This window comes from Streptomyces sp. SID3212 (assembly GCF_009865405.1).
In the GTDB taxonomy this organism is placed as follows: domain Bacteria; phylum Actinomycetota; class Actinomycetes; order Streptomycetales; family Streptomycetaceae; genus Streptomyces.
Window position 1 is genome coordinate 1 of the sequence record NZ_WWJY01001120.1, and the last position, 2,752, is coordinate 2,752.

General features: G+C 73.6%; 1 protein-coding gene and 1 pseudogene. Both read right to left on the bottom strand.

Going from position 1 to position 2,752, the window contains the following annotated elements; translation table 11 throughout:
• A partial coding sequence (locus GT042_RS33250) for an FAD/NAD(P)-binding protein (RefSeq protein ID WP_161312408.1) occupies positions 1–1,720 on the bottom strand: 1,720 nt, incomplete at its 3' end.
• 369 nt (positions 1,721–2,089) lie between these two features.
• A pseudogene (locus GT042_RS33255) lies at positions 2,090–2,752 on the bottom strand (cysteine-rich/transmembrane domain-containing protein); the annotation flags it as partial.

Here is a 2,752-nt window from a genome sequence, read left to right on the forward strand (position 1 = left end):
CGGCGGAGGTGGCGGCGGCGCCCTCCTCGTACAGCGCGCGCAGCAGCGGGCTGCGGGTGCGCTCCGGCGACGGGTCGGGGAGCCGGGCCTCCACCAGGGCGCGCGCTTCGACGTGATGCCCCGGTACGGACGGGCTCCCCGCCCGGAAGAGTCCGGTCCGCTCGTCGGCCTCGACCGTCGTGTCGGCGCCGAGGAAGCGGACGATTCCGGCCCGGGACAGGGCGAGGAGCTGCCGCAGGCGGGGTCCCGGCGGCCCCGAGGCGAGGTAGCTGAAGAAGCCGTGCCACTGGCCGCCCATGTCGCCGAGGTCGCCGAGCCGGGTCAACTGCCCGTAGACCGAGAGGAGTCCGAGGAAGACGGCGAGGTCGGCGCTGTGGGCCGGGTCGTGCCGGCGGGTGAGATCGGCGGTGATGTAGGCGCGCAGGCCGTCCTGGAGCGCCTCGGGAGAGGCGAAGCGCACGCCGGTCAGCGGACGGTCCAGGAGGCCGAGGTCGAGCCGGTCGGCGGGGTCGGGCACGGCGGCGGCGATGAGCGCGTCCAGCTCCGGACCGCCCGGCCCGGCGGCGGCGTACTTCTCCTCGAAGTCCGTCCAGGCCATGCGGGTGCGCTCGGGATGGGCGGTGAAGAGCCGGTGGTAGTGGGCGAAGCCCAGCTCCTTGTCGACCAGGGGCCGGACGTCGCGCCGGAAGTCCGGCGGCCGGGGGGCGCGGAGCAGCCCGTCGATCTGCTCGGGACCGAGGAAGCGCGGCAGCGGCGGTCTCGCGCCGGTCAGGCCGTATCCGATCTTGGAGTGGTACGGGACACCTCGCCGCGATCCCACGTAGAGCACCGGCTCCCGCCCCGAGGGGTGGTAGACCAGCTCCTCGCCGACGCCCTCCGCCGGTTCGCCGGGCACCACCGCGTAGCGCCCTCCCCGGCCCTCGGTGAGCAGCACCATGAGGTCCACGAAGGCGAGGCCGAAGCCGCGCACGATCACGGGCTCACCGGCAGGCAGGGCCGACAGGTCGCTGTCGGCGGTGAAGTCGGGCGGCACGTGCGTCAGCCCGTGCCGCCGGGCGAACCCCGCCAGCTCCACGTGCTCGGGCTCCGGTTCCGCGTCGAGGTGACCGAGCGTCAGGACCACCAGATCGGCGAGCAGGGGTTCCGTACGGTCCTCCAGCCAGACGCGCTGTCTCCCGCCGCGCGGCCCGCTCACCCGCAGGGCGCGGGTCGGGTGCCGGTGCAGGGTGACGCCCGGCGGCAGGGCCGCCACGGTCCGCTCGTACACCCAGCTCAGATAGGCGCTCTGCACCCTCCTGCTGGGAAAGGCCTGCCCGCTCAGGGCGACTATCTCGGCGCGCAGTTCCGGATCGGCGCGCGCGGTCTCCTCGGAGAGGTCGGCCCTGCCCTCGCCGACGTCCCGCGCCCAGTCGTGGAGGGCGGGCCCCTCGGTGACGGGACCGCCGAGCCTCACCGAGTCGTCGGTGAACATGGTGACGTCCTCGGCCATCGAGTTCATCCAGAGGAGCGGCGACTGCGCGCGGCGCCATATCCGGCCACCGCCCGGCGGGAACGGGTCGACCAGGTGGATGTCGAGGGGCCGGCCGTCGTACAGGGCGGGCGCGTTGGCGGCGAACCGTTCGAGGAATCCCGTGCCGCGCGGGCCCGCGCCGACCACGACGACGGACCGGGTGAGGCGCGTAAGGACAGGGGTACGGGTGGGCTCCGAGGGCACAGGCATGCGAAGGCTCCGTGGATACAGAGATCGAACACGGGATGTGCCTTCACGGAAAACGCGGGCGGACCGAGCCCCTCAGCACGATCCGCTTGTGGCTCAGAGGCTAAGCGGTCCGTACCGTCCGCTGTCAAGCTTGTCCATACTCCGGGCGTCCCCGGTCGCTCGGTTGACGGGGAAACGGATGCCTGTTCCACTTGGCACATGTATGCGCAGCAGTGGCTGGTCACCCGCTCCCACATCGACTTCGGTCGAGTGTGGTCCTCGTCCTGTTGAGCTGACGCCCTGCACGGCCTCCGTACCACCGGCGCTCATCCGCCGTCTCCCGCGTGCCTTCACATGCGCCGCTCCACGCGTCACCCCCCTCGCGTCCTGTCAGCAGCTGCAGTCACAGCATCCGCAGCAGTCACAGCAACCGCCGTCACAGTCGCAGCAGTTCCCGTCGCAGTCGCACTTGTGGCAGCAGCCCTCGCGCTGCTTGCCCGACCACGGACCCTCGTAGCTCTCCGCGCAGCACATCCGACACGTACAGCACAGCGCGGCGAACGCCGCGCAGCCGGCCAGGAATCCGCGTGAGCCCGGCCGGGGCGGCTCGGGGTGCGGCCCCTGGGGCGCTCCCGGCATGCCCGGCGCCCCCGGTGCCCGTGGGGGTGTGCCCGGCAGGTGTCCCGCCGGCGTGCCGCCGTGCCCCGGGTGCGCGCACGCCGTCGTGCCGAACGCCCGGTCCACCGACACCCGCAGTTCGTGGGCGAGCAGGACGTGCGCGAGCCGGCCGTCGGTGAACTCCGCGTCCCGCAGCGCGAGACGGATGCCGTGCACGGCGTCGTCGGCGAGCCGCCGGGCCTCCGCCCGGGGCGTGCCGGTCGCGGTGAGGGGGTTCCAGGCTCCCGACACGGCGTCGGTCTCCTGGTCCTCCACGGCGTCCAGCAGATGCGCGAGCCGTCCGAAGAGCCGTCCCGCCTCGGTCAGCGGCGCGCGGTTGCCCGGCCGGCCCGCCAGTACGGCGGTGTGGGCGAAGGCGGCCCCCGTCGCCGTCTC